This window comes from Vibrio sp. 10N.286.52.C3, from assembly GCF_041468865.1.
GTDB classification, from domain to species: domain Bacteria; phylum Pseudomonadota; class Gammaproteobacteria; order Enterobacterales; family Vibrionaceae; genus Vibrio; species Vibrio crassostreae_C.
The window spans coordinates 1-443 of record NZ_JBFRJM010000118.1; the positions used below are offsets into that span (position 1 = coordinate 1).

The window sequence follows — 443 nt, forward strand, 5'->3', positions numbered from 1 at the left end:
CTCCCAAGTTCTTCGAAGTTTGTTTCTACTTTTAAAGTAGAGATGAATTGCAGTGTCCCGTTCGTCTAGAGGCCTAGGACACCGCCCTTTCACGGCGGTAACAGGGGTTCGACTCCCCTACGGGATACCATTGGGTCGTTAGCTCAGTTGGTAGAGCAGTTGACTTTTAATCAATTGGTCGCAGGTTCGAATCCTGCACGACCCACCATTCTTTCTCCACGAAGGAATTAAAACTATCGTGGGCGATTAGCTCAGTTGGGAGAGCACCTGCCTTACAAGCAGGGGGTCACTGGTTCGAGCCCGGTATCGCCCACCATTCTCTAAATATTCTTGGAAGTTAAATCTCCAAACCACTTCTTATGTCGCTGGTTGGATTTTTCGACTGTGAGAGTCTTTAGAAAATGAACTTCACAAGAAGTCTCATTGCTCTTTAACAATTTGGA

3 tRNA genes are annotated in these 443 nt (G+C 46.5%); all 3 read left to right on the top strand.

Features of this window, described 5'->3' with window-relative positions:
• Nucleotides 1–54 precede the first annotated feature (54 nt).
• The 3 genes from AB4138_RS23585 (at nucleotide 55) to AB4138_RS23595 (ending at nucleotide 316) form a co-directional block, all read left to right on the top strand.
• Nucleotides 55–130: transfer RNA gene (locus AB4138_RS23585), tRNA-Glu, on the top strand.
• Between the two features lie 2 nt (nucleotides 131–132).
• Nucleotides 133–208 (top strand) — tRNA-Lys (locus AB4138_RS23590).
• A gap of 32 nt (nucleotides 209–240) precedes the next feature.
• Nucleotides 241–316, top strand: a tRNA-Val gene (locus AB4138_RS23595).
• Nucleotides 317–443 lie beyond the last annotated feature (127 nt).